Genomic DNA, 3,039 nt, shown 5'->3' on the forward strand with positions numbered 1-3,039 from the left:
CGCGCCGCTGCTCTTACTGAGTGGCGTGGTCTCGGCGCGGCATAATGGACAGCTACACTGTCCTGGCAGAGACTGGTTCGAATTTGTCTGGCAGCACCATCATATCTGTTCCCAATAGCCACAGGCAGGACCACATGAGCAGAGAACCAGAGAAAACAGACAGGTCCTTATCCGGACAGAGCCCGCCCCGACAGTTTCGCCTTGCAAAATCCGGTCTGCCCCGGAAAACTGAAACCACTGCACAGCCTGTACCAAACGGCCGCGTTTCAGTGAATTAACCACAAAACAGGGGGTTTTGTGACAGCTTTAAAACAGATTGAAGACCTCAGAGAGCGGATGGGGCAGTCGATTATCGGCCAGCGGGACGTGGTGGAGCGGCTGATCATCGGCCTGCTGGCCAATGGCAATCTGCTGATCGAAGGGCTGCCCGGTCTGGCCAAGACCCGTGCGGTCAAAGCCATGGCTAAAAACATGGACGCGGAGTTCAGCCGGATACAGTTTACGCCCGATCTGCTGCCCTCGGATGTGACGGGTACCGAAGTTTATCACCAGTCACCCGAAGGCGCGTCGTTCCGGTTTGATCCCGGTCCGATCTTTGCCAATATCGTGCTGGCCGATGAGATCAACCGGGCCCCGGCTAAGGTTCAGGCGGCCCTGCTTGAAGCGATGGAAGAGCGCCAGGTGACGGTCGCCGGGACCACCCATACCATGCCGCCGCTTTTTATCGTGATGGCCACGCAGAACCCGATTGAGCAGGAGGGCACCTATCCGTTGCCTGAGGCGCAGATGGACCGGTTTCTGATGCATGTGCGGGTGGATTACCCGCCCGTCAAGGATGAGGTGAAGGTCATTCAGCTGGTGCGCGGTGAAGAGGCCGCAAAGCAGAAAGCGGATGCGGGCAGGAGCGCCCCTGAAACGGAAAAACCACCCGTAATCCCGCAGTCAGCGGTGTTTGAGGCGCGCGGCGAGATTGCGGATATTCACGTATCGGACGCGATGGAGCGGTATATGGCCGATCTTGTCTACGGCACGCGCACGCCTGCGGCCCTTTCAGGCGATCTGGCGCGCTGGATAGAGGTCGGGGGCAGCCCGCGCGCCTCGCTGGCGTTTGATAAATGCGGACGCGCGCATGCCTGGCTTGCCGGGCGCGATTATGTGGATCCCGACGATGTACGTGCCGTTGCCCACGACGTGCTGCGCCACCGTCTGACGCTGAGCTATGAGGCGCAGGGCGAGGGCGTGTCGCCCGATGATGTGACCGATCGTCTGCTCTCCGAGGTCGCTTTGCCCTGAGGAAAGATCATGAGCCTGCGCACTGATCCCCGTATTCATGTAAGCCTCGCGCATCTGCGCGGGCTGCGTGGTCGCGCGCGGGCCATTTCGTTCCGCCCGGGGCAGCCATCGCGCAGCATCCTCAACGGCCAGCATGCCTCAAAGATCAAGGGCAGGGGGCTCAATTTCGAAGAGCTGCGCCACTATGCGCCCGGCGACGATGTGCGCACCATCGACTGGAAGGTCACGGCGCGGACCGGCGCGCCCTATGTCCGTGTTTATACCGAAGAACGCGACCGGCCCGTGCTGCTGGTCGTGGATCAGCGGATGTCGATGTTTTTCGGCAGCGTGCACAATATGAAATCCGTCACCGCGGCGGAGGCGGCGGCCATTACCGCCTTTCGCGTGCGCGACAAAGGGGACCGCGTCGGCGGGATCATCTTTGACGATACCGGACTGCATGAGATGCGGCCACATTCCTCGGCACGCGCGCTCAACCGGTTTCTAGACACGCTGGCGCAGGCCAACGGCGCGCTCAGTGCTGATGCACCGGCGCGCACGCCGGTACCGCTGAACCGGCCGGTTGAGGCAGCAGCGCGGATCGTCCGCTCGGGCGCGCTGGTGATGGTCTTCAGCGATTTCGACGGCTGGGACGAAGATACCGAAAAGAACCTGCGCCGGATCGCACAGCACAACGAGCTGATCCTGTTCAGCGTGCTTGACCCCACGTCTGATCAGCTGCCGCCGGAACTGGATATCGTTGTCTCTGACGGCACGCTGCAGGCGCAGGTGAATGTCGGCGATGACACGGTGCGCCGGAAGCTCACGGATTTCAGCACCGGGCGGCTGGCGGCACTCTTTGACTTCTCGGCGCGCTATGCGGTGCCGGTGATCCCGCTGACCACCGCCGAAGACACGCTGCCACAGCTCATCCGGCTGCTCGGCGGGGGCAGGGGGCGCGGATGAGCGAAGACCTGTCCGGGCTGAACCTTACCGAGCTCTATGACCGCCTTGTGATGCCGGACGCGCCCGTGGCCCTGTCGCTCTGGCCGCAGACCGCCGGATGGGTCTGGCTGGGGCTCGGGCTGCTGGTGGCTCTGGCGGTCGCTGGCAGGATTGCGACCCTCAGACACCGGGCACGCGCATACCGGCGGGCGGCCCTTGTGGCGCTGGAGAGCGCGGGCGATGATCCGGCAGCGATTGCAGACATATTGCGGCGTACGGCGCTTGCCGGGTTCCCGCGGCGCGATGTGGCCGGGCTGTCGGGCGACGCCTGGCTCAGATTTCTGGATGCGGCAGCACCGGGTCCGGGGTTTTCCGGCACCGAAGCCGGGCGCGTGCTGGCCTCAGCGCCCTATCGCGATCAGCCCCCGCACAGTGATCTGCCACGCATGGCGGCGGCCTGGATCCGGACCCACCGCCGGCAGGGGGCGCGCGGCTGATGCTGTCTTTTGCCTTTCCCTATGCCTTCCTTTTGCTGCCGGTGCCCTGGCTGGTGTGGAAATTCGCGCCCGCGCACCGCGAAAAAGCCCGCGCTCTGCGGGTGCCGTTCTTTCACAGCCTTGCCGAAGCCGCCGGGCAGACGCCGTCCCAGGGCGCGATGATACGCCGTCGGGGCAGGGGGCAGATGCTTGCCGCCATGCTGTGCTGGGGGCTGACCGTGACCGGCCTTGCCCGGCCCGAGATCCTGGGCGAACCCGTCGTGATCGAAAAGGCCGCGCGCGATCTGGTGCTGGCGGTCGATATCTCAGGCTCAATGGATACGCG

At 64.0% G+C, this 3,039-nt stretch carries 3 protein-coding genes and 1 pseudogene; all 4 read left to right on the plus strand.

The features are described from left to right. The first annotated feature begins 297 nt into the window (after positions 1-297). Positions 298-1,293 (plus strand): MoxR family ATPase, encoded by a 996-nt coding sequence (locus Q0M35_RS18375; protein ID WP_295317696.1) that lies wholly within the window; start codon positions 298-300, stop codon positions 1,291-1,293. A 9-nt stretch (positions 1,294-1,302) separates the two neighbouring features. Next, complete coding sequence (locus Q0M35_RS18380) at positions 1,303-2,238, plus strand: DUF58 domain-containing protein (RefSeq protein ID WP_295317697.1); 936 nt, start codon at positions 1,303-1,305, stop codon at positions 2,236-2,238. Further along, complete coding sequence (locus Q0M35_RS18385) at positions 2,235-2,714, plus strand: DUF4381 domain-containing protein (protein ID WP_295317698.1); 480 nt, start codon at positions 2,235-2,237, stop codon at positions 2,712-2,714. Before Q0M35_RS18380 ends, Q0M35_RS18385 begins: the two co-directional genes overlap by 4 nt. Beyond that, positions 2,714-3,039 (plus strand): annotated as a pseudogene (locus Q0M35_RS18390) (hypothetical protein); the annotation flags it as partial. The gene Q0M35_RS18385 and the pseudogene Q0M35_RS18390, both read left to right, overlap by 1 nt.

This window comes from Roseobacter sp., assembly GCF_024639605.1.
GTDB lineage: Bacteria > Pseudomonadota > Alphaproteobacteria > Rhodobacterales > Rhodobacteraceae > Roseobacter.

Bases quoted from the DNA above. Each gene is read 5' to 3' on its own strand.
- Q0M35_RS18380 (WP_295317697.1), top strand. From the start codon at position 1,303: ATGAGCCTGCGCACTGATCCCCGTATTCATGTAAGCCTCGCGCATCTG.
- Q0M35_RS18385 (WP_295317698.1), top strand. From the start codon at position 2,235: ATGAGCGAAGACCTGTCCGGGCTGAACCTTACCGAGCTCTATGACCGC.